We start from the raw sequence: 21,365 nt of genomic DNA on the forward strand, positions 1-21,365 counted from the left end.
CGGAGTTCGTTCGCGGCTCACCTTCCTCCACGACACGCCGGAGGTGTACGCCATGATGCGGTCATGCATCCCGCCTCCGAGGATCCCGGCCCGCTCCCCGAGCCAAGGTCCGTGCGCAGCCCCGCCCGTGGGCGGCCTTCGCCCGCGCCCTGCGGGAAGTGCCCGACGTGCTACGGGCCGGGCCGGGGGGCGCGGGCCGGTCGTATCGTCCTATGCTGCGCCCAGTCATGGCGGTGCGGTCGTCCGGAAGCGGGTTCACGCAGTCCGAGCGCCGGGGTCCGCCGGTTCCCCGAAGGTTCTGAGCGACACCAAGGAGACTTCCAGTGCTCTCACGGGATGAGGCCATCGACTCCGCCCGCCGGTTCCTCCACGAGGCTTTCCCCGAAGGGGAGTTCACGATCGTCGTGCAGGACGGGCTGACGCAGGAGCATCCGGTGGCGTGGGCGGTGCGGTTCGACTCGCAGGAGCACATCGACACCGGGAACATGGCGCTGGCGCCCTTCGTCCGCGTGGTGGTCGTGCCCAAGGACGGCAGCGGGCCGCACTTCCCCCCGACCCACCAGCCGCTGGGCGAGTACCTGGGCGAGCTGGCCAGGGACGCCTACACCACCGGCGCCTGACCGCCGGGCACCCGGCGCCGGGACGCGTGTGTGGGCCGCCCGCGCGCGGCGGGCGGCCCACAGTGGGTCGGTCGGGGAGCGGTGTGGCGGGGTCAGGCCGAGACGGTCTGGAACTCCCGCAGGAACGCCTGGTTGAACGCCTTGAGGTCGTCCGGCTTGCGGCTGCTGACCAGGGTGTTCGGGCCTTCGGTGCAGACGGAGACCTGCTCGTCGACCCAGTTGGCGCCGGCGTTGCGCAGATCCGTCTCCAGGCTCGGCCAGGAGGTGATCTTCCTGCCGCGCACCACGTCCGCCTCGATCAGCGTCCACGGGCCGTGGCAGATGACCGCCACCGGCTTGCCGGTCTGGAAGAACTCCCGGACGAAGGAGACGGCGCCCTCGTCCGTCCTCAGGAAGTCGGGGTTGGCTACGCCGCCGGGCAGCACCAGCCCGTCGTAGTCCTCGACCGCGGCCTGGCCGACCTGCTTGTCCACCTCGAAGGTGTCGGCCTTGTCGAGGTGGTTGAACGCCTGGATCCCCCCGCCGGTGGTGGACAGCAGGCTCGGGGTGCCCCCGGCGTCGATCACGGCCTGCCACGGTTCGGTCAGCTCTACCTGCTCCACACCCTCGGGGGCGACGAGAAAGGCGACCTTCACTTCTGCCACGTCCTTTCGGCAGCTCGGGTCCTCGGTACATGCTGCGTACTCCCCCGTACCTTGGTACGGGTTTCCACCGGGAGCGGTCCTATGCCGCTTTACGTGTCTTTCCGGGCGGAACGGTCGCGCGTCGCGGCACCGCGGGCATCTCCCGTCCCGTCCGCCCCGTCCGCCTCCCCCGTACACGGAGCGGCCCGCCGGAGCGGTTGCTCCGGCGGGCCGCTCTGTCACCGGTGGGTCATCGGTGGCCCCGGTGACTTCTGTGGCTTCTGTGGCTCATTGGCACGGTTTCGCCCGTGTGACCGCGGGTGTCACCTGGTGCGGTAGGCGTCGACGATCGTCTGGGAAAGGGTGTTGCCCTTGGTGTCCTTCACGTTCGCCCTGAAGGAGACCGTGCCGTTCCTGCCGGGGTTCCTGAAGACGAGATTCCCCTTCTTGACGGAGGTCTTCCTCCAGCTCCTGCCGCCGTCGAAGGAGACGTGGACGGTCAGCGACCTCAGGTTCCCGCCGGCGGCCGATCCCTGGACGGTGACCGGTACCCGCATGACGGCCCTGGCCCCGGCCGTGCCGTCCAGGGCCAGCTCCGGCGCGAAACGCACGGCCGTCGCCGGCAGGCGGGTCTCCTGGGAGGTGCGGGCCGAGGTGAAGGTGTGGGTGGCGCTCACCCTGGTGCTCAGCCGGGAGGTCTCGGCCCGGCTGAGGGTGGTGACCAGCTTGTACTCCGCCCTGCCCTTGGGGAGGGTGAAGCCGGCGTAGTCGAGGATCTCCTTCTCCTCGGCGTACTTCTTCCCGTTGCGGTACAGGGTCGTCCGCGCCGAGTCGTAGGCGACGTCGCCGTGGTGGCCGGCGCCGTCCGCGAGCGGGTTCAGCGTGCCGTGGAGCTCGTCGCCGTCGCGGAAGATGCCGCCGTACTCGCCCAGGTGGGGCCCGAAGACGGCGTTGTTGAAGGCGCGGTGGTAGGTCCTGCCGGCGGTGAACCTCCGTTCGTCGGCGTAGTAGTCGGCCTCGAAGTCGCCCTTGGGGCCGAGCTGTGTGAAGTACTGCGACCACCGGGTGCCCTCGGCCTTGACGTAGACCGTGGTGGTGCGCGGGAGTCCGCGCTCGGTCCCGAAGAAGGAGCCCACGGCGGAGGGCACGGTGGACAGCATGCCGGTGCGGCCGGGGGCCGAGGTGCCCTGCCGGACCTTCAGCCTGGCCATCCGCGACTTCTCGGTGTGTGTCCTCAGGCCGGTGTAGAAGCCGTCCTCGCGGAGGTGGAAGGTGTTGTACTCGGTGTTCCCGCGGGTCCACACGGCGGCGGCGGTCGAGGTGACCTCGACGTCTCCCGTGCCGCCGACCTGGGCGGTGCGCATACTCCGCCCGTCGCCCGCCGTGCCGCCGTAGAGGCCGACGTAGCCTTCGTCGCCGAGGGTGCCGGTGTACTCGACGGACAGACCGGTCTGCTCCGCCCCGCGGTCGTGCACCGTCATCCTCACCTCCCTGGCCCTGCGGGCGTCGAAGGTGACGGTGGTGTCCCTGGTGAGCCGGACCGCCGGGGCCACGAGCCAGTCGCTGCCCTCGTACTCCTCCTCGGTGCTGCCGGGCAGGGCGATGTCGGTGGACAGGGCGTAGGTGCCCTTGGGGACGCGGACGGTGGTGGTGCCGTCCTCGCCCGTCAGGCTCTTGAAGACATCGGTCCGGTAGCCGACGAGCATGCTGCTCCACAGGGGGGCGGGCCCGCCGTCGCGGCCGGCGGTGCGCACGGTCAGGTCGTAGGACTCCACCTCGCGGTCGACGGCGCCCGCGGTACGGACGATCTGGCCGCCGCCGATCGCGGTGACCGCCACGCTGTAGCCGCCGTTCACACTGCCGCCGAGCCGGGTGTCGGCGGTGACGGCGACCTCGGCCGTACCGCCCGCGGGGACGGTGACCTCGTCGTCGGCCAGGGTGAACATGCCCTTGGGCGCGGCCTTGCCCCGGGGGTCGGTGCCCGTGGCGGTCAGCGAGAGGGTGACGTCCTCGGTGCCCAGGTTGCGGTAGGTGATGTCCCTGGTGACCGGCTTGTCGTCGCCGTGCGGCCACTGGGCGGTGCCGAAGCCGATCGACACCGGCTCGGCGACGATCGTCTGCTTGAGCGCCTTGTTCACATCGGCCCGGCCGGAGCCCTGCTGGAAGGCGGTGTAGCCCTTGCCGGGCTTGGTGGAGGCCGTCAGCGCGCCCTTGATCCGCTCGCCGGTCCAGTCCGGGTGCCGCTGGGCCAGCAGCGCGGCCGCGCCGGCGACGTGCGGGGTGGCCATGGAGGTGCCGGAGATGGAGACGTAGCCGTCGGCGACCGGGTCGCCCTCCTGCTCGACGATGCTGCCCTTGGCGGCCGCGGCGCCGATGTCCACGCCGGGGGCGGTCAGGTCGGGTTTGACCGCGCCGTCCCCGGTGCGCGGACCGGCGGAGGAGAACTCGGCCAGGGCGTCCTGCTTGTCCACGGCGCCGACGGTCAGCGCGGCGTCCGCGCTGCCGGGGCTGGAGATGCTGGAGGCGTAGGGGCCCTCGTTTCCGGCGGCGATGACGAAGAGTGCGCCGCTGTCCTGCGACAGCCGGTTGACGGCGTCCTCCATCGGGTCGATCTCGGGGGTGTCGCCGCCGCCGAGGCTGAGGTTGACCACCTCGGCGCCCTGTGCGACGGCCCACTCCATCCCGGCGATGATCTCGGAGTCGCTGCCGTAGCCGGCGTCGTCGAGGACCTTGGCGTTGAGCAGTTTCGCGCCGGGGGCCACGCCCTTGTAGAGGCCGCCGGACTTCGCTCCGGAGCCGGCCGCGATGGAGGCGACGTGGGTGCCGTGCCCGTAGCGGTCCCCGGTGTCGTCGGACGCGGTGAAGTTCTTCTCCGCGGCTATCCGCCCGGCGAAGTCGGGGTGGGCGGCGTCGATGCCGGTGTCGAGGACGGCGATGGTGACGCCCTCGCCGTCGTAGCCGGCCTTCCATGCCGCCGGGGCGCCGATCTGCGCGGTGCTGGTGTCGAGCGCCGCCCTGCGGACGCCGTCGAGGGAGACGGTGGCGACTCCGGGCGCCGCCGCGAGCTGCCCGGCCGCGGCCGGGCGGGTCAGGGCCTTCCAGGCTTTCGCGGCGCGGTCCCCGGCGACGGCCAGCGCCTCGCCGTTGACCGACCGGAAGGCGGCGCGCACGGTCGGGTCGGCCTCGGCGTGGAGTTCGGCCCTGGCCGCGGGCTTCGCGCCGCGGTAGGTGACGATGACCGGTACGTCGGTGCCGGTCCTGTCCCGGTACTGCTCGCGGCTGAGTTCGGTGACGTCGAACAGCCGCCTGTCGAGCCTGCGTTCGGCGATGAGCCGGGTGACGTCCTGCGGGATCACATAGGTGTGGTCCCCGGTGCGGACGATCCGGACGGGTACGTCCTCACGTCCTTCGGCGTGGACCACCGAGGTGACCCTGCCGTGCCGGTCCAGCACGACCCTGTCGCCGGTGACGAGGGTGACGGAGCGCCGGCCGCGCCCGGTCCGGTCGGTTCCCCGCGACGGACCGGCCTGTAACGGCCCCGTTCCCGGCCCTGTCCTCGGTGCGGTCTTCGGTGCGGTCTTCGGTGCGGCGTCCGGGCCGGTCCTCGGGGCGGCGGACGATGCGGTGGTCAGCCCCATCGTCAGCGCGACGGCCACGGCGGTGGCTATCGCGGCGGCGCCCGCTCTCTTCCGTTGTGTCAATTCTCCCCCTGGTGAGGTCATCACCGTGCGCGGGGGACCCCTGCGGCCCCCTGCGCGATCAGTCTGCGGGAGGCCGTGACGCCCGCACCATACGGCCTCGTATGGGACAGGTGTTCTGGGTGTGACGCCCGTCGGACCCCTTCTGTGCGGGGTCGTCCCACCGGGCTCACCGGCTCTCGCGGGAGGAAGGACGCTTCCGGCGCCCTGCTGGTTCACCTCCGCGCCGCTCCTCCCGCCATCCCGCCGCTCCTCCCGGCGGCCCCGCCTTCCGGGCGGTCCACGCGCTCGGTGGTGAGCCGCCCGTTCCGGACGGTGGCCACGCGGGTCGCACGGCGGGCGATGGCGCTGTCGTGGGTGACGAGAACGAACGTCAGACCGTGTGTCCTCCACCGGCCTTCGAGCACCTCCATCACCTCGTCGCGCATCGACTCGTCGAGGTTTCCGGTGGGTTCGTCGGCGAGCAGTACGTCCGGCTGCTTGACCAGGGCGCGGGCGATGGCGACTCGCTGCTGCTGGCCGCCGGACATCTCGCCCGGGAGATGTCCGAGCCGCTCGCCGAGTCCGACGGATTCCAGCGCCTCAGCGGCACGCCGGCGCCGTGCGGCCGCCTTGACCCCCAGGGGGACGAGCGCGGTCTCGACGTTCTCCCGGGCGGTGAGGGTGGGGATGAGGTTGAAGCCCTGGAACACGAACCCGATGCGCTCCGCACGCAGCCGTGTCAGCTTCGACTCGCCGAGCCGGGCGAGGTCCGTGCCGTCGAGTTCGACGCTGCCGGAGGTGGGCCGGTCCAGCCCGCCGAGCATCTGCAGGAACGTGGACTTGCCGCCCCCGGTGGGGCCCTGGACGACGAGCCGCTCGCCGTCCTCCACGGTCAGGTCGACGCCGTCGAGGGCGTGGACGCTCTTCTCTCCGCGCGCGTAGCGCTTGGTGACGCCGGTCAGTCGGTACATGGCTGCTCTCCTGGGTGGTGGGGGAAGGGGCGGTGCCGCGTCCCGGGGGGACCGGACGCGGCACCGGGCCTGGACGGCCCGCGCGGGGCTGCGCGGGCCCGCGCGGTTCGCGCTGCTCGGGTGGTTCGCGCTGTTCGCGCTGTCCGTTCCGGCCGGCGACGTCTCGTGGCCTTCAGGCGACGCGCCGCAGTGCTTCGGCGGGGCGCAGCCGGGCGGCTCGCCAGGCGCCGAAGGCTCCCGCGACGAGGCCGCCCGCGACGGCCAGCGCGACCGCCGACGCGATGACACGGAGGTCGACGGGGGCGGTGAGCGCGATCTCCAGGGCCCGTTCCCCCTCCTGCTCCAGGAGGCGCCCGGCCCCGCGCGCCGGGCCGGGACCTGCGGTCGCCGTACCGGGGGCCGCTCCCAGCGACGCGGTCAGCGTCGGGCCGGCGACGGTCACCGCGTACGCGACCGCGCACCCGAGGGCGATGCCCAGCCCACCGCCGAGCAGCCCGTTGGCCAGGGACTCCCCCATCACCTGGCGGGTGACCCGGCCGCTGCGCCAGCCCAGCGCCTTGAGGGTGCCGAACTCGCGCACCCGGCGGCCGACAGCCGAGGAGGTGAGCAGCCCGGCGACGAGGAAGGCGGCGGCCAGCACGGCGTAGGAGAGCCATCTGCCGACGCCCTCGGCGAGGTCCGCGGCCGTGCCCAGGGAGCCGGAGACCGTCTTGGCCAGGTCCGCCGAAGTGGTGACGGTGGTGCCCGGGACCTCCTTCAGCACGGCCGACTCCACGTCCTCGATCCGCTGGGAGTCGGTGGCCCGGACGTAGACGGTGGTGATCGCGTCCCCGGCGTCGGCGAGTTCCTGCGCGCGCTCCAGGGGGATGTAGACCTGGGCAGCGGGCTGCCCGCTGTCGGCGGTGGCGATGCCGACGACCTCGAAGCCGGTTCCGGTGATGTCGAGGATGTCTCCGACGGCGATGTCCTCGCTCCGCGCGTGCGCGCTGTCCACGACGGCTACGTCGGCGCCGGTCTCGTCCTCCTGGAAACCGCGTCCGTCGGTGATGGCGGAGGATGTCAGCGGGCCCAGGCCCGGGGTGCGGACATCGGTGCCGTAGAGGGTGTAGGTGTCGACCCGGAAGTCGGCTCCGCCGCCCTCGACCCCGCCGGCGGGCTCCCCGGGTCCGCCCCGGCCGCGCGGCTCGCCGGGGGTGAACTCGCCGTCCACCGTGACGGAGTTCAGGCTCAGTCCGCCCACCGCCGCGGCCACGCCGTCCTGCTCCGCGATCGTGCCGACCGTGTCCGCGCCGAGGGTCTGGAAGCCCTGGACGGCCAGGCGCTCGTTGCTCTGCTCCTCCCCGCCCTGTCCGGCGTCGAACCTGAAGCGGGGACGCCGGGAGCGCTCTTCCTCCTCCGGCGGTTGCTGCGCCTTGGTGACGGTCATGTCCGTGCCCAGGCCGTAGAGGGACTCCAGGACCTCGTCCTGGGCACGCTTCATCCCGGTGGAGACGGAGCTGACGACGATGACCAGCGCGATGCCGAGCGCCAGCCCGGAGGCGACGACAAGCGCCGCCTTTCCGCGGCGGCGCAACTCCCGCCGGAGGTAGGTGAGGAACATGCGCGAGAACGTAGAAGCGCCCGCTGACGTTTCGCTGAGGGGCTGATGAGAGGGCCGTGAGAAGCCGCCGGCCGCGCGGAGCCGGCGGGCGGCGGGCGCGGGGAGCGCCGAAGGCGGCGGGCGCGGCGTGTGGGCCGCGTCCGCCGCCTTCGCGGGGACGGGTTCCGGCGGGGCCGGACGAACCGGGGACGGGCGGGGCGCCGGGCCACGGCGGCCGCCGGACCGTCAGAGGGCGGATCCGGCCTTCCAGTCCTCCCAGGACATGTTCCAGCCGTTGAGACCGTTGTCCGGGGTGATCTGCTTGTCGGGCGAGTTCTTGACTATGACGACGTCGCCCAGGAGGGAGTTCTCGAAGAACCAGGCGCCGTCCTGGCCGGGGTCGTCCGCGCCCTGGACGTCGTTCAGCCCGACGCAGCCGTGGCTGGTGTTGACGTTGCCGAAGACCGAGTCGGCGCCCCAGTAGTTGCCGTGGATGAAGGTGCCGGAGGTCGACAGGCGCATGGCGTGCGGCACGTCGGGGATGTCGTACTCGCCCTTGCCGTCGTCGTCGGTGAAGCCGACGGTCGCGCCGTTCATCCGGGTCTCCTTGTACTTCTCGGAGATCACCATCTGGCCGTTGTAGGTCGGGGTCTCGGGCGCGCCGGCGGAGATCTTGAAGGTCTTGACGGTCTTGCCGTCCCGGACGACCTTCATGGTCTTGGTCTTCACGTCGACCGTGCTGACCTGGGAGCGGCCGACGGTGAAGCTGAAGCTCTTGTCCTGGATGCCGGTGACGCCCTCGGCGCCCTCGACGCCGTCGAGGTTGAGGTCGACGGTGACCTTGGAGCCGGCCTTCCAGTAGTCCTCGGGCCGGAAGTCCAGGCGGGTGTCGCTGAACCAGTGGCCCACGACCTCCTGGCCGCCGGTGGTGTTGACCTCGATCGCGGACTGGACGGCCTTCTTGTCGGTGATGCCCTTGTCGAAGTTGAGGGAGACGGGCATGCCGACGCCGACGGTCGAGCCGTCCTCGGGCGTGAAGTAGCCGATGAAGCTGTTGTCGGGCGAGACGGTGGTGAAGGTGGCGTTCTCCAGTACCTTGCGGCCCTCGGGGTCCTCGGCCTCGGCGGAGATCGTGTACCGGGTGGCGCGCTCCAGCTGGCCGTTGGGCTTCCAGCCGCTGCCGTCGGCCGCGAGGGTGCCCTCGACCTCCTGGCCCGTCGCGGCGGCCTTCATGGTCACCGAGGTGAGCTTGCCGCCCTTCACCCCCACCTTGGCCGCGTGGATGCTGGCGTTGTCCGCGCCGTCCTTGGGTGTGATGAGTATTCGGGCGTCGGAGGACTTCTCCGCCGCCGCCTTGTCCACCTGGGCCTGCCCCTTTTCCGGCTTCTTCGCGGAGCCGGCGTCGGACTCGCCGCCGGTACTGCCGCTCTCGCCCCCGCACGCCGACAGTGTGAGCACTCCACTGAGCAGCGCGGCCGCAGCCACGACGCTCCTGCGGCGCTTGCCGTCCCTCATCACACGCTTCTCCATCCGCTTACGAACCTCCGGCTCCCCGTTCCGCGTCCCACGCCGTCCGGTGCGGGCGAAGCGGGACGTCCACCCCACGGCCGCACATACGAGAACGCGAGGGAACTGTGACCCGTTCCACCCAGGGTAAGACTGTGGGGTAAGACACCCTTGAGTCACCAGGGGTTGCACCGGCGGGCGGGAATTCCCCCGCGGTTCCGGATCGTTATCAGCGGACCCGTCCGCCCGTGACTCCCGATCACATCACAGCGCTTTCCTCCTGTCACGGCGCTTATGTGGCAATGTGACCGATTTCGCATGAGGTGGACGGTGGTGGAGAGTGCGGGCGCCGGCCGCCCTTCACGCCGCGCCCCTGTCGTCGTTAGCATCGGTCGCAGCACCGCCGATCCGCTGCACCGAGGGGGCTATTCCGTGCGAGCACACCGTCGACCGCTGGTGACCGCCGCCGTCGCGGGCGGCCTCCTGTGCGGCCTCTGGTTCGTACCGTCCGCGAACGCCACCGGCGACGGCGAGCCGGCCGGGACCACCGCCCCGCGGACACAGGTCCAGACCCAGCTCCGGACCGGTTCCGGGGGCGGTCCCGGGGGCGAGGTGGTGCTCGCCGACACCGGCACCTTCGACAGCACGCCCTACCTCGTCGGCGGTCTCGGCTTCCTCGGCGCGGGCGCCGCCCTGCTGGTCAACGCCCGCGTCCGGGCCGGCCGCGAGGGGCTCACGCCAGCGGCCCGGTGACGGCCTCGGCCGCCGACACCAGCCCTCCCGTGCGGACGAACGCCTCCGCCGCCGCCAACTCCGGCGCCAGATAACGATCTTCCCCCGGGCCCCGCACCCCGGCCTCGCGGGCCGCGGCCACCACCGCCGAGGCGGCGGGCGAGGGGGTCAGCCCGTCCGCCGCGCGCAGTTCGACCGCGCGGGCGGCCGCGCACAGCTCCACGGCCACCACCCGGGTCAGCCCGTCGACGGCGGTGCGCAGCTTGCGGGCGGCCGACCAGCCCATCGAGACGTGGTCCTCCTGCATCGCCGAGGACGGGATCGAGTCCACCGAGGCCGGGACCGCCAGCCGCTTCATCTCGCTCACCAGGGCGGCCTGGGTGTACTGGGCGATCATCAGCCCCGAGTCCACGCCCGCGTCGCCCGCCAGGAAGGGCGGCAGTCCGTGGCTGCGGTTGCGGTCCAGCAGCCGGTCGGTGCGGCGCTCGGCGATGGAGGCCAGATCGGCCGCGGCGATGGCGAGGAAGTCCAGTACGTAGGCGACCGGAGCGCCGTGGAAGTTGCCGTTGGACTCCACCCGCCCCGCCTCGGGGAGCACCACCGGGTTGTCCACCGCCGCGGCCAGTTCCCGCTCGGCGACGGTGCGGGCGTGCGCCAGGGTGTCGCGCCCGGCGCCCGCGACCTGGGGGGCGCAGCGCACCGAGTAGGCGTCCTGGACGCGCGGGGCGTCGTCCTGGTGGTGGCCGGTGAGGCGGGAGCCGGCCAGGACCTTGAGCATGTTGGCGGCGGAGGCGGCCTGGCCGGGGTGCGGGCGGACGGCGTGCAGCTCGGGCGCGAGCACCCGCTCGGTGCCCAGCAGCGCCTCCAGGGTGAGGGCGGCGGTGATGTCGGCGCAGGTCAGCAGCCGGGCGAGGTCGTCGCAGGCCATCACCAGCATGCCGAGCATGCCGTCGGTGCCGTTGAGGAGGGCCAGTCCCTCCTTCTCCCGCAGCTCGACGGGGGCCAGTCCGTGCTCGGCCAGCAGCTCGGCCACCGGCCTCACCCGCCCGTCGGGGCCCTCGGCGTCCCCCTCGCCCATCAGGGCCAGCGCGCAGTGCGACAGCGGCGCCAGGTCGCCGGAGCAGCCGAGCGAGCCGTACTCGTGGACGACGGGGGTGATGCGCGCGTTGAGCAGGTCCGCCATGGCGCGGGCCACCTCGGGCCGTACCCCGGTGCGGCCCGAGGCCAGGGTCTTCAGCCGCAGGAACATCAGCGCCCGCACCACCTCGCGCTCCACGCGCGGTCCCATGCCGGCGGCGTGCGAGCGGACGATGTTGCGCTGGAGCTGCACGCGCAGCCCGGCGGGGATGTGGCGGACGGCAAGGGCGCCGAAGCCGGTGGAGACGCCGTAGACGGGGTCGGGGGACGCGGCCAGGTCGTCGACGACCCGGCGGGCGGCGGCGAGGGCGGCCAGCGCCTCGTCGGACAGTTCGACGCGGGCCAGGCCGCGGGCGACGGCTACGACGTCCTCGGCGGTGGTGCCGGAGGAGCCGATCACCACGCGGTTCTGCATATCCATATTCAGGAACACTAAAGAGTGAATCGAGTTCTGTCACGACCCTGCCGGGACCGCGCCCGGCCGGCACGGGCTCCGCGCCGGCACGCGTACGCCCCCGGGCCCGCGCCCTGAGCCCTCACACGTCCAGGCCGCGCAGCCGGCGGCGGTCGCCCCTGGCCCCGATCCGCCCCTGCTCGGCCTGGTCGGCCAGGCGGACCACGGCGTCCCCGGTGTACTCGGGACCCTCCGCCTCCCCGGCCGCTCCGGTCTCCCCGCCGCCCTCGCGCCCGGCCACCACCGGCTTGTCGGTACGGGCGGCCTTGGCCCGGTACTGGGCGGCGTCGGCGAGGCGGAACAGCCGGCGGGCCGAGCGGACCGGGCCTATCGGATCGCCCGTCGAGGCGACCCCGCAGGCCACCCCCTGCCCCGTCTCCAGCTCCGCCGCCCGGCGGCACACCTCGTCCGCCACCCGGACCACCTCGTCCGCCGGCGGCCCCACCGCCAGCAGGCAGAACTCGTCCCCGCCCAGCCGGGCGGCCAGGGTGTCCGGGAGCATCGCGCCGCACAGGGACAGCACCGAGGCGAAACGTTCCAGCAGCCGGTCGCCCGCCTCGTGGCCCAGCACGTCGTTGACCCCCTTGAGCCCGTTGACGTCGCAGACCAGCAGGCTGACCACCGTCCCGTCCGCGCGGTGCCGCTCCAGCGCCTCGTCCAGCCGCACGTCCACCGCCCGGCGGTTCGCCAGGCCGGTGAGGGGGTCGGTGAAGGCCAGCCGGCGCACCTCCTCCAGCCGCTCGGTCTGGGCGATCCCGGCCGCGATCACCGACGCCAGCGCCTCGGCGAAGTCCGCGTCGGCCCGGTCGAAGACCGGCTGCCCGGTCCCGCGCGCCACGTACAGCTCGCCCCACGCCCGCCCGTCCACCACGACCGGGGCGACCACGCAGCAGCCGCGCCCCCGCCGGCGCAGCGCCGGGGACCGGCCCTCCTGGGGCGCCCCGGGGCCGTACCGGGGGGCCCGGTCCCCGCCGTCGGCCGTCTCCACCCAGGCGCGCGTCCCGGACCCCGGGCCGCCGCCGTGGCGCAGGCCGGTGATCTCGGGGAAGTCGTGGACCGGGTACGTCTCGTCCTCGGGGAATTCCTCCTCGTCCTCGCGCCGCTCGCCGGTGTTGACCAGCACCCGCAGCAGGCCGCGCTCGCGCTCCCAGACGGACAGGGCCGCGAAGGAGCCGCCCAGCGCGGCCCGCGCGCCCTCGGCGGCGGTGCGGGCGACGTCGCGCAGGGTGGGGGCGGCGGCCATCTCCTGCGCCAGCCCCACCACGGTCCTCAGCCGCGCGTCGTCACCCATGCCGTACCCGATCCACACGACCCAGGTTATGGGCCTTCACTCCGGGTCGCCGACCGGCCGGCACCGGCCCGCTCCGGCTCACCGGGCTCGTGCCCGCTCCACCCCGGGTCACTCCCCCGGCCAGCGCGGGGCCCGCTTCTCGTTGAAGGCGGCCACGCCCTCGGCCCGGTCGCCGGAGAACGCCACCGAGCGCCAGGCCGCGTCCTCGACCTCCAGACCGGCGCGCAGGTCCATCCCCCATCCGGTGCGCAGCGCCCGCTTCGCCGCCCGCAGCCCCACCGGGGAGTTGACGGCGATGCGCCGGGCCAGCTCCAGCGCCTCGGCGCGGTCCTCGCCACGGGCCGCGAGGAGGTCGACCAGACCCAGCTCGCGGGCCTGACCGGCCTCCACCCTGCGCGCGGTGAAGATCAGCTCGGCGGCGCGGGCGGCGCCCACCCGGCGCGGCAGGAGCTGGGTGCCGCCGCCGCCGGGGATCACCCCGACCGACACCTCCGGCAGGCCGACCACCGCGGTGGGGTCGGCGACGATCAGGTCGCAGGACAGGGCCAGCTCGAAGCCGCCGCCGAGCGCGAACCCGTGCACGGCCGCGATCGTCGGCATCGGCAGCTCCAGCACCCCGGTGTAAGCGGCACGGGCGTACGGCCGCTGCCGGGACAGGTCGGCGTCGCTGAAGGAGTTGCGCTCCTTCAGATCGGCGCCCACGCAGAACGCCCGCTCATGGGTGGAGGAGAGCACCACGGCGCGCACCCGCCGGTCCGCGGCGAGCGCGGCGCAGGCGTCCCCGATGTTCCGGGCCATCTCGGTGGAGACGGCGTTCATCGCCTTCGGCCGGTCCAGCACCAGCTCGGCGACGTGCCCGTCCGGCTCCCGCCGCACCGCGACCCACTCGCCGAACCGCTCCTCGCCCATGCCCTCGCCCACGCTCACGCCCTCGCTCACGTCGTCCACGCAGCCCTTCCGGTTAACGATCGCTCACTGGTGTACGGGCGCATCATGCCATCCGCCCCGCCCGGCGGGTCAGGGGCGAGCGGCGGGGCGGCGGCCGGAAACCGGGGTGAGGCGGTCAGGAACCGGGGGTGCGGCGGGTCAGCAGCCAGGGCTCGATGACGCCGAGGCCGCGCACCGGGCGCTGGTAGAGGGGGCGGAGCGCGAAGCGGTACGGCGCGTCGGCGTCCGTCTCCTTCTCCGACTCCGGCGCCTCCCCGGCGGCCACCAGTTCCGCGCGCAGCGCGCCGTCCACCAGCACCGTGTCCTTGGGCGCTATCGAGGTCAGCCGGCTGGCCAGGTTGACCGTGTTGCCGAAGACATCGCCCATCCGGGTGGTGACCGTGCCCAGGGCCATGCCCACCCGCAGCTCCGGCATCGTCGCGTCGTTGGCCAGGGTCTCGATCAGCCGCAGCCCGATCTCGGCCGCGGTGCCCGCGTCGTCGGCGACGTAGAGCACCTCGTCGCCGAGCGTCTTGATCAGCCGGCCGCCGTGCGCGGCGACCAGGTCGGCGGCGGTGGTCTCGAACGCCTCGACCAGCTCGCCCAGCTCCTCCTCCTCCAGCCGGCGCGTCAGCCGGGTGAAGCCGACCAGATCGGCGAAGGCGACCGCCAGGCGCCGGTCGACCATCTCCTCGTCGTCGGCCGCCTGCACCACCCGGCCGGTGGCGGCGGCCAGCTGCCGCCGCCAGACGTACACCAGGAACTCCTGGAGCTCCGGCAGCAGCAGCTCGACCAGCGGGTAGGCCACCTCGGTGCGGGTCATGCCCGGTTCGGGCGGCTCGGTCAGGCCCTCCAGGAAGGAGTCGATCTGCCACTCGGCCAGCCGCGCGGTGGTCTGCCCGGTGGACCGCGCCACCTGCACCGCCATCGCCTCGCTCAGCAGCCCCGCCTCCACCAGGCCGGCCAGCCGCCGCAGCGCGATCACGTCCGTCTCGGTCAGGGCCTTGGCCTGGCCGATGTCGGCGAACCCCATCGCGCGCCAGAAGCGGGCGGCCAGCTCCATGGAGACGTCGGCGGCCCGGGCCGCCTGGAAGGGCGTGTACTGCCGGCCGGCGCCGAGGATCAGCTGCTCGATGCGGAGCGCGAGGGGGTCCTCCTCCGGCCGGGCCTGGTCATGGGCCGCCTCACCGGCCGCTTCGCCGTCCGTCGCCGGCTCTTCGGCTGGGGTGCCCGAGTCGTCCACTGCCCTTCCGATCCACTCACTGCCGCCGCGCCCGCCGCGCTGGGTCGACTCAACGATACGGCAGGTGTGCCCTGGCTCACTCTCCCGGCGACCGCTCCCGCGGCTGCCCGGGCGGCCGCCCTACGCCCCCTGTGAACCGGGCCTGAGGTGCACGATGTCGCCCGCGCCCACCGGCTGCTGCACGCCCTCGGCGCCGGCCAGGACCAGCCGCCCGGCGTCGTCCACCGCGACCGCCTCGCCCAGCAGCTCGCGCTCCCCGGGCAGCACCGCGCGCACCTGCCGGCCCAGCGTGGCGCAGCTCGCGGTGTACGCCTCGCGCGCTCCGCTCGCCTCCGGGTCGCCGCCGGCCTCCCGCCAGCGGACGTACCACTCCTCCGCGGAACGCAGCACCGCGCGCAGCAGGGTGTCGCGGTCGGTGACGCGCGCGCCCGCCAGGGCCAGGGAGCCGGCCCCGGGCACCGGCAGCTCCTCCTGGCGCAGTGTGACGTTGAGGCCGATGCCCAGCACCACGGCGGCGTGGCCGCCGGGACGCTCGACCCGCTCGGAGAGGATGCCGCCGATCTTGCGCTCCTCGCCCCCGGAGCGCACCAGGACGTCGTTGGGCCACTTCAGCACCACGTCCGCCCCGGCGGTGCGGGACAGGGCGGAGGCGGTGGCGACTCCGGCCAGCAGCGGCAGCCAGCTCCACCGCTCGGCGGGCACCCCGGGGGACAGCAGTACGGAGAGGAACAGCCCCGAGCGGGCGGGCGCCGTCCAGGTGCGCTCCAGCCGCCCGCGCCCCGCGGTCTGCCGCTCGGCGACGAGCACCTCCCCCTCCCGCACCTCGCCGCGGGCGGCCCGCGCGGCGAGGTCGGTGTTGGTGGAGCCGGTGGATTCCACCACCTCCAGCGAGGTCCACAGCGATTCGGGCCGCACCAGCGCACGGCGCAGCGAGGCGGCGTTCAGCGGGGGGCGTTCCAGGTCCGACCAGGGACCGTCCGACGGGTCGTTCGGTGTCATGCAAGACAGATTAGGTGTGGCAAACGCCGCACCGCCGGATCACTCCCGCGCCGATACGCTACGAGTCGGTAGCCAGACGCCACGACGCACGACGACCGCACGCCACGACGAGGAGCCGCAGCCCGTGTCCGAGCAGCAGAGCCCAGCCCCCGAGGACCAGGATCGTCACACGACCGCGGGCAGGATCGCGGATCTGCGGCGGCGTATCGAGGAGGCCACGCACGCGGGTTCGGCGCGCGCGGTGGAGAAGCAGCACGCCAAGGGCAAGCTGACCGCTCGCGAGCGGATCGAAATGCTGCTGGACGAGGGGTCGTTCACGGAGCTGGACGAGTTCGCCCGCCACCGCTCGACCAACTTCGGCCTGGACGCCAACCGCCCCTACGGCGACGGCGTCGTCACCGGCTACGGCACGGTCGACGGCCGCCCGGTGGCCGTCTTCTCCCAGGACTTCACCGTCTTCGGCGGCGCGCTGGGCGAGGTCTACGGCCAGAAGATCGTCAAGGTGATGGACTTCGCTCTGAAGACCGGCTGCCCGGTCATCGGCATCAACGACTCCGGCGGCGCCCGCATCCAGGAGGGCGTGGCCTCGCTGGGCGCGTACGGCGAGATCTTCCGCCGCAACACCCACGCCTCCGGTGTGATCCCGCAGATCTCCCTGGTGGTGGGCCCGTGCGCGGGCGGCGCGGTCTACTCCCCGGCGATCACCGACTTCACGGTGATGGTCGACCAGACCTCGCACATGTTCATCACCGGCCCCGACGTCATCAAGACGGTCACCGGCGAGGACGTCGGTTTCGAGGAGCTGGGCGGCGCCCGCACCCACAACTCCACCTCCGGCGTGGCGCACTACCTGGCCTCCGGCGAGGAGGACGCGGTCGAGTACGTCAAGGCGCTGCTGTCGTACCTGCCGTCCAACAACCTCTCCGAGCCGCCCGCCTTCCCCGAGGAGGCGGACCTCCAGACCTCGGAGACCGACCTCGAGCTGGACACCCTGATCCCGGACTCGGCCAACCAGCCCTACGACATGCACGGCGTGATCGAGCACGTGCTGGACGACGGCGAGTTCCTGGAGACCCAGCCGCTGTTCGCGCCGAACATCCTGACCGGCTTCGGCCGGGTGGAGGGCCACCCGGTCGGGATCGTCGCCAACCAGCCGATGCAGTTCGCCGGCTGCCTGGACATCGACGCCTCCGAGAAGGCCGCGCGCTTCGTGCGCACCTGCGACGCCTTCAACGTCCCCGTGCTGACCTTCGTGGACGTGCCCGGCTTCCTGCCCGGCACCGACCAGGAGTACGGCGGCATCATCCGGCGCGGCGCCAAGCTGATCTACGCCTACGCCGAGGCGACGGTGCCGCTGATCACCGTCATCACCCGCAAGGCGTTCGGCGGCGCGTACGACGTGATGGGCTCCAAGCACCTGGGCGCCGACCTCAACTTCGCCTGGCCCACCGCCCAGATCGCGGTGATGGGCGCGCAGGGCGCGGTCAACATCCTGCACCGCAGGACGCTGGCGGCCGCGAGGACGGACGAGGAGCGCGAGGAACTGCGGGCGAAGCTGACCGCCGAGTACGAGGACACCCTGCTCAACCCGTACGTGGCCGCCGAGCGCGGATACGTGGACGCGGTGGTGGTGCCCTCCGAGACGCGCCGCCACATCGTGCGGGGGCTGCGCTCGCTGCGCAACAAGCGCGAGTCGCTGCCGCCGAAGAAGCACGGCAACATCCCGCTCTGACCGCCCCTTGGGCACCCTGTGACCGCCCGCGACAGCGAGGAGACCGTGACGTGATCAAGGTCGTACGCGGCAACCCGACCCCCGAGGAACTGGCCGCCGCCCTGGCGGTGGTGCGCACCCGGGCCGCGGCCCTGGCGGCCGCGGGCGGGACCGACGGGCCCGCCGAGCGCGGCTCGGAGTGGTCGGACCCGGCCCGCACCGTCCCCGGCCACCGTCTGCCGCACCCGGGCCCGCGGGCCTGGCGGACGGCGTACTGGCCCGCCTGACCCTCCCGCCGACGGGAGGCACCGCACACGGCCGGGCGCCTGAGTACGCGTACTCAGGCGCCCGGCCCGGCCGTGGCGCAGGATCGGGGCATGCTCTGGTCCGACCCGGCCGACGAACCCCCCGAGGAGCTGCGCACCACCCAGGCGATGCTCCGCCGTACCGGCTGGCTGCTCGCCGTCGCCATGGTGGCGGTCTTCCTGCTGCTGTGAGCGGGCGGCCCCGGTCCGGTGCGTCCCCGGTTCGGTGCGGCCCCGGCCCGCGGCTGCCGGGAGGCTTCCTAGGATGGGCCGTATGGCCCACAACACCACGCCCCGCCGCCGTCTCGTCCTCGCCTCCCAGTCCCCCGCCCGGCTCGGGCTGCTCCGGCAGGCGGGCATGGCGCCCGAGGTGATCGTCAGCGGTGTGGACGAGGACGCCCTGGACGCCCCCACCCCGGCCGAGCTGGCCCTGCTGCTGGCCGAGGCGAAGGCCGGCGCCGTGGCCGGGCGCCCCGAGGCCGCCGGCGCGCTCGTCGTGGGCTGCGACTCGGTGCTGGAGCTGGACGGGCGGCCGCTGGGCAAGCCGGCGGACGCCGAGGAGGCCACGGCCCGCTGGAAGGACATGCGCGGGCGGGCGGGCGTCCTGGTGACCGGGCACTGCGTGGTGGACACGGCCACCGGCCGCCGGGCCTCGGCGACGGCCGCCACCACCGTCCGCTTCGGCCAGCCGAGCGACGAGGAGATCGCCGCCTACGTCGCCAGCGGCGAACCGCTGCACGTCGCGGGCGCCTTCACCCTCGACGGCCGCTCGGCCCCCTTCGTCGACGGCATCGAGGGCGACCACGGCAACGTCATCGGGCTGTCGCTGCCGCTGCTGCGCCGCCTCCTGGCCGAGCTGGGCGTACCCGTCACGGAGCTGTGGGTGTGAGGGGCGGCCCGGGCGGTCCCGCGGGGGCCTGCCCGGGCCCTTCCGGCTCCTCCGGCCCGCCCGGCTCCCGTGCCTCCTCGGCACGGCCGCGGGGGCCGTACGCCACCAGGGTCAGCACCAGCAGCCCGAGCACGAGCATCATGGCCGCGAACGCGGCCCAGCCCACCAGCCCGACACCGAGCGCGCCGAGCACCCCGTGCCCCACGGCCGCGGCGACCAGCAGGGCGCGGGCCGGGCGGGCGGGCGGCCGGTCGGTCAGCCCCGTACGCAGCAGCAGCGCGGCGCACAGCAGCAGGCAGGCGCCTACGAGCACGCCGCCGGCCCATGTCGAGACGGCCATCAGACGCGGCTCCAGCCCGGCCAGGGACATCTTCTGACGGTCGGCCATGAGGCCCAGGACCCAGTGCAGCCACCCGGCACCGGCGGCTTCGGCCGCGAGTACGGCGGCCGCCGTAAGGGCCACCGCCCTTCTGTGCGCCATCCCGTCCCCCACCCGTCGTCCCGTGGGCGCGCGTGGTGCGCGGCCCCTTCGGCAGCGCGCATGCTACTAACGGGTAACGGCTCGGGAAAGGCCTCGCGCCCCGGCAAAGAATCACCCCTGCGTTTATAGGAATCCCACAAAGAGTCCGGGACTCTCGTTTCTTCGCTGGACAGTAACCTTGACCACACCGAAGATCTCCAGCCGGACGCGAGATCGCGGCGTACCGTGTACCCACAAGGGATTTGGGCTCCCCGGGACTCCCGGGGTCACATTCCGTGTGGGCAAGCTCACCCCCCTGGGCGACTCGGCCTGCGGTGTCGCCGATACCTAAACTCACATCGCTCATACTGTTGCGGCCCAGCGCCAAGGAGGAAGCCATCGTGCGCAAGGTGCTCATCGCCAATCGCGGTGAAATCGCTGTCCGGGTCGCCCGGGCCTGCCGGGACGCCGGGATCGCGAGCGTGGCCGTCTACGCCGACCCGGACCGGGACGCACTCCACGTGCGGGTGGCGGACGAGGCCTTCGCGCTCGGTGGTGACACCCCCGCCACCAGCTACCTGGACATCTCCAAGGTACTCAAGGCCGCGGCCGACTCCGGCGCGGACGCGATCCACCCGGGCTACGGCTTCCTGTCGGAGAACGCCGAGTTCGCCCAGGCCGTCATCGACGCCGGACTGAACTGGATCGGCCCGCCCCCGCAGGCCATCCGCGACCTGGGCGACAAGGTCGCCGCCCGCCACATCGCCCAGCGCGCCGGCGCCCCGCTGGTGGCCGGCACCCCCGACCCGGTCTCCGGCGCGGACGAGGTGGTGGCCTTCGCCGAGGAGCACGGCCTGCCGATCGCCATCAAGGCCGCCTTCGGCGGCGGCGGGCGCGGCCTGAAGGTCGCCCGCACGCTTCAGGAGGTCCCCGAGCTGTACGACTCCGCGGTGCGCGAGGCGGTGGCCGCCTTCGGCCGCGGCGAGTGCTTCGTGGAGCGCTACCTGGACCGGCCCCGGCACGTGGAGACCCAGTGCCTGGCCGACAAGCACGGCAACGTGGTGGTCGTCTCCACCCGTGACTGCTCGCTGCAGCGCCGCCACCAGAAGCTGGTCGAGGAGGCCCCCGCGCCGTTCCTGACCGACGAGCAGAACGCCGAGCTGTACCGGGCCTCCAAGGCCATCCTGAAGGAGGCCGGCTACGTCGGCGCCGGCACCTGCGAGTTCCTCGTCGGCCAGGACGGCACGATCTCCTTCCTGGAGGTCAACACCCGCCTGCAGGTCGAGCACCCGGTCACCGAGGAGGTCACCGGCATCGACCTGGTCCGCGAGATGTTCCGCATCGCCGACGGCGAACCGCTGGGCTACGACGACCCGCCGGTGCGCGGCCACTCCTTCGAGTTCCGCATCAACGGCGAGGACCCCGGCCGGAACTTCCTGCCCGCCCCGGGGACCGTGACGAAGTTCGACCCGCCCACCGGCCCGGGTGTGCGCCTGGACGCCGGTGTGGAGTCCGGCAGCGTCATCGGCCCGGCCTGGGACTCGCTGCTGGCCAAGCTGATCGTCACCGGCGCCACCCGGGCCCAGGCCCTCCAGCGCGCCGCCCGGGCACTGGCCGAGTTCCAGGTCGAGGGCATGGCCACCGCCATCCCCTTCCACCGCACGGTGGTCGCCGACCCGGCATTCGCCCCGGAGGTGAACGGCCGGCCCGCCGACCCGTTCACCGTCCACACCCGGTGGATCGAGACCGAGTTCGTCAACGACATCAAGCCCTTCGCCGCGCCCGGCGCGGACGAGGAGGACGACGAGCCCGGCCGCGAGACGGTGGTCGTCGAGGTCGGCGGCAAGCGCCTGGAGGTCTCCCTGCCCGCCGCGCTGGGCATGTCCCTGGCCCGCACCGCCGCGGCCGGCGGCGCCCGCCCCAAGCGGCGCGCGGCCAAGAAGTCCGGCCCGGCCGCCTCCGGTGACGCGCTGGCCTCCCCGATGCAGGGCACCATCGTCAAGGTCGCCGTGGAGGAGGGCCAGACCGTCGCCGAGGGCGAGCTGGTCGTGGTGCTGGAGGCGATGAAGATGGAGCAGCCCATCAACGCCCACCGCGGCGGCACCGTCAAGGGCCTGAACGCCGCCGTCGGAGCCGGTGTCAGCGCCGGCGCCGTCATCTGCGAGATCAAGGACTGACTCCGCACCGCCCCGGCGCACGGAAGGGGGCGGGACGGCCGCGGCCGTCCCGCCCCCTTCC

General features: G+C 73.5%; 18 protein-coding genes. 7 read left to right on the forward strand and 11 right to left on the reverse strand.

Going from position 1 to position 21,365, the window contains the following annotated elements:
* Positions 1 to 323 precede the first annotated feature (323 nt).
* Positions 324 to 620, forward strand: coding sequence for a YrhB domain-containing protein (locus IQ279_RS15555; protein ID WP_206349127.1), 297 nt, complete (start codon positions 324 to 326; stop codon positions 618 to 620).
* Between the two features lie 92 nt (positions 621 to 712).
* Here the strand turns inward: IQ279_RS15555 and IQ279_RS15560 are convergent, their stop codons facing one another.
* The 5 genes from IQ279_RS15560 to IQ279_RS15580 all read right to left on the reverse strand — a co-directional run bounded on the left by IQ279_RS15560 (position 713) and on the right by IQ279_RS15580 (position 9,003).
* Entirely contained in the window at positions 713 to 1,255 is a 543-nt protein-coding gene (locus IQ279_RS15560) for a type 1 glutamine amidotransferase domain-containing protein (RefSeq protein WP_206349256.1), read from the reverse strand.
* A 311-nt stretch (positions 1,256 to 1,566) separates the two neighbouring features.
* Positions 1,567 to 4,944 (reverse strand): S8 family peptidase, encoded by a 3,378-nt coding sequence (locus IQ279_RS15565; RefSeq protein WP_307792371.1) that lies wholly within the window; start codon positions 4,942 to 4,944, stop codon positions 1,567 to 1,569.
* 212 nt (positions 4,945 to 5,156) lie between these two features.
* Positions 5,157 to 5,894: an ABC transporter ATP-binding protein gene (locus IQ279_RS15570; protein ID WP_206349129.1), complete on the reverse strand. Its 738-nt coding sequence runs from the start codon at positions 5,892 to 5,894 to the stop codon at positions 5,157 to 5,159.
* 172 nt (positions 5,895 to 6,066) lie between these two features.
* Positions 6,067 to 7,494 carry an ABC transporter permease gene (locus tag IQ279_RS15575; protein WP_206349130.1) on the reverse strand — a complete coding sequence of 476 codons (1,428 nt, stop codon included), beginning with the start codon at positions 7,492 to 7,494 and terminating at the stop codon, positions 6,067 to 6,069.
* Between the two features lie 225 nt (positions 7,495 to 7,719).
* Positions 7,720 to 9,003 carry a L,D-transpeptidase gene (locus IQ279_RS15580; protein WP_206349131.1) on the reverse strand — a complete coding sequence of 428 codons (1,284 nt, stop codon included), beginning with the start codon at positions 9,001 to 9,003 and terminating at the stop codon, positions 7,720 to 7,722.
* 408 nt (positions 9,004 to 9,411) lie between these two features.
* Here IQ279_RS15580 and IQ279_RS15585 point away from each other — a divergent pair, with 408 nt between their 5' ends.
* On the forward strand, positions 9,412 to 9,732 hold the full coding sequence (locus IQ279_RS15585) for a hypothetical protein (protein ID WP_206349132.1): 321 nt from the start codon (positions 9,412 to 9,414) through the stop codon (positions 9,730 to 9,732).
* On the opposite strand, the gene hutH is transcribed toward IQ279_RS15585, so the two are convergent.
* The 5 genes from hutH to IQ279_RS15610 form a co-directional block, all read right to left on the reverse strand.
* Positions 9,713 to 11,269, reverse strand: a complete 1,557-nt coding sequence (gene hutH, locus IQ279_RS15590; protein ID WP_206349133.1) for a histidine ammonia-lyase — start codon at positions 11,267 to 11,269, stop codon at positions 9,713 to 9,715. The two genes, IQ279_RS15585 and hutH, sit on opposite strands and share 20 nt — an antisense overlap.
* 115 nt (positions 11,270 to 11,384) lie before the next feature.
* Positions 11,385 to 12,593, reverse strand: coding sequence for a GGDEF domain-containing protein (locus tag IQ279_RS15595; RefSeq protein WP_206349134.1), 1,209 nt, complete (start codon positions 12,591 to 12,593; stop codon positions 11,385 to 11,387).
* A gap of 108 nt (positions 12,594 to 12,701) precedes the next feature.
* The gene (locus tag IQ279_RS15600; RefSeq protein ID WP_206349257.1) at positions 12,702 to 13,502 is read right to left on the reverse strand and encodes an enoyl-CoA hydratase/isomerase family protein; all 801 of its coding nucleotides are present in this window, start codon (positions 13,500 to 13,502) and stop codon (positions 12,702 to 12,704) included.
* 154 nt (positions 13,503 to 13,656) lie between these two features.
* On the reverse strand, positions 13,657 to 14,763 hold the full coding sequence (locus tag IQ279_RS15605) for an adenylate/guanylate cyclase domain-containing protein (protein WP_307792372.1): 1,107 nt from the start codon (positions 14,761 to 14,763) through the stop codon (positions 13,657 to 13,659).
* A gap of 120 nt (positions 14,764 to 14,883) precedes the next feature.
* A complete protein-coding gene (locus IQ279_RS15610; protein WP_206349135.1) occupies positions 14,884 to 15,762 on the reverse strand; it encodes a biotin--[acetyl-CoA-carboxylase] ligase in 879 nt (292 codons plus the stop codon).
* Positions 15,763 to 15,886: 124 nt separating this feature from the next.
* Between IQ279_RS15610 and IQ279_RS15615 the strand changes: the two genes are divergently transcribed.
* From IQ279_RS15615 to IQ279_RS15625, 4 genes are all read left to right on the forward strand, one after another.
* The gene (locus IQ279_RS15615) at positions 15,887 to 17,494 is read left to right on the forward strand and encodes an acyl-CoA carboxylase subunit beta (RefSeq protein ID WP_206349136.1); all 1,608 of its coding nucleotides are present in this window, start codon (positions 15,887 to 15,889) and stop codon (positions 17,492 to 17,494) included.
* Positions 17,495 to 17,544: 50 nt separating this feature from the next.
* A complete protein-coding gene (locus tag IQ279_RS15620) occupies positions 17,545 to 17,760 on the forward strand; it encodes an acyl-CoA carboxylase subunit epsilon (RefSeq protein WP_206349137.1) in 216 nt (71 codons plus the stop codon).
* 90 nt (positions 17,761 to 17,850) lie between these two features.
* A complete protein-coding gene (gene mmpB, locus IQ279_RS28815; RefSeq protein ID WP_369126572.1) occupies positions 17,851 to 17,970 on the forward strand; it encodes a morphogenic membrane protein MmpB in 120 nt (39 codons plus the stop codon).
* An 82-nt stretch (positions 17,971 to 18,052) separates the two neighbouring features.
* The gene (locus IQ279_RS15625) at positions 18,053 to 18,667 is read left to right on the forward strand and encodes a Maf family protein (protein WP_372445149.1); all 615 of its coding nucleotides are present in this window, start codon (positions 18,053 to 18,055) and stop codon (positions 18,665 to 18,667) included.
* On the opposite strand, the gene IQ279_RS15630 is transcribed toward IQ279_RS15625, so the two are convergent.
* Entirely contained in the window at positions 18,648 to 19,148 is a 501-nt protein-coding gene (locus IQ279_RS15630; protein WP_206349139.1) for a hypothetical protein, read from the reverse strand. The genes IQ279_RS15625 and IQ279_RS15630 overlap by 20 nt on opposite strands.
* Positions 19,149 to 19,528: 380 nt before the next feature.
* Between IQ279_RS15630 and IQ279_RS15635 the strand changes: the two genes are divergently transcribed.
* Positions 19,529 to 21,304 (forward strand): acetyl/propionyl/methylcrotonyl-CoA carboxylase subunit alpha, encoded by a 1,776-nt coding sequence (locus IQ279_RS15635; protein ID WP_206349140.1) that lies wholly within the window; start codon positions 19,529 to 19,531, stop codon positions 21,302 to 21,304.
* Positions 21,305 to 21,365 lie beyond the last annotated feature (61 nt).

The sequence above is a fragment of the Streptomyces verrucosisporus genome (assembly GCF_017114865.1).
GTDB lineage: Bacteria > Actinomycetota > Actinomycetes > Streptomycetales > Streptomycetaceae > Streptomyces > Streptomyces fenghuangensis.

Bases quoted from the DNA above. Each gene is read 5' to 3' on its own strand.
- IQ279_RS15570 (WP_206349129.1), bottom strand. From the start codon at position 5,894: ATGTACCGACTGACCGGCGTCACCAAGCGCTACGCGCGCGGAGAGAAG.
- IQ279_RS15575 (WP_206349130.1), bottom strand. From the start codon at position 7,494: ATGTTCCTCACCTACCTCCGGCGGGAGTTGCGCCGCCGCGGAAAGGCG.
- IQ279_RS15580 (WP_206349131.1), bottom strand. From the start codon at position 9,003: ATGGAGAAGCGTGTGATGAGGGACGGCAAGCGCCGCAGGAGCGTCGTG.
- hutH (WP_206349133.1), bottom strand. From the start codon at position 11,269: ATGGATATGCAGAACCGCGTGGTGATCGGCTCCTCCGGCACCACCGCC.
- IQ279_RS15595 (WP_206349134.1), bottom strand. From the start codon at position 12,593: ATGGGTGACGACGCGCGGCTGAGGACCGTGGTGGGGCTGGCGCAGGAG.
- IQ279_RS15600 (WP_206349257.1), bottom strand. From the start codon at position 13,502: ATGGGCGAGGAGCGGTTCGGCGAGTGGGTCGCGGTGCGGCGGGAGCCG.
- IQ279_RS15610 (WP_206349135.1), bottom strand. From the start codon at position 15,762: ATGACACCGAACGACCCGTCGGACGGTCCCTGGTCGGACCTGGAACGC.
- mmpB (WP_369126572.1), top strand. From the start codon at position 17,851: ATGCTCTGGTCCGACCCGGCCGACGAACCCCCCGAGGAGCTGCGCACC.
- IQ279_RS15625 (WP_372445149.1), top strand. From the start codon at position 18,053: ATGGCCCACAACACCACGCCCCGCCGCCGTCTCGTCCTCGCCTCCCAG.
- IQ279_RS15630 (WP_206349139.1), bottom strand. From the start codon at position 19,148: ATGGCGCACAGAAGGGCGGTGGCCCTTACGGCGGCCGCCGTACTCGCG.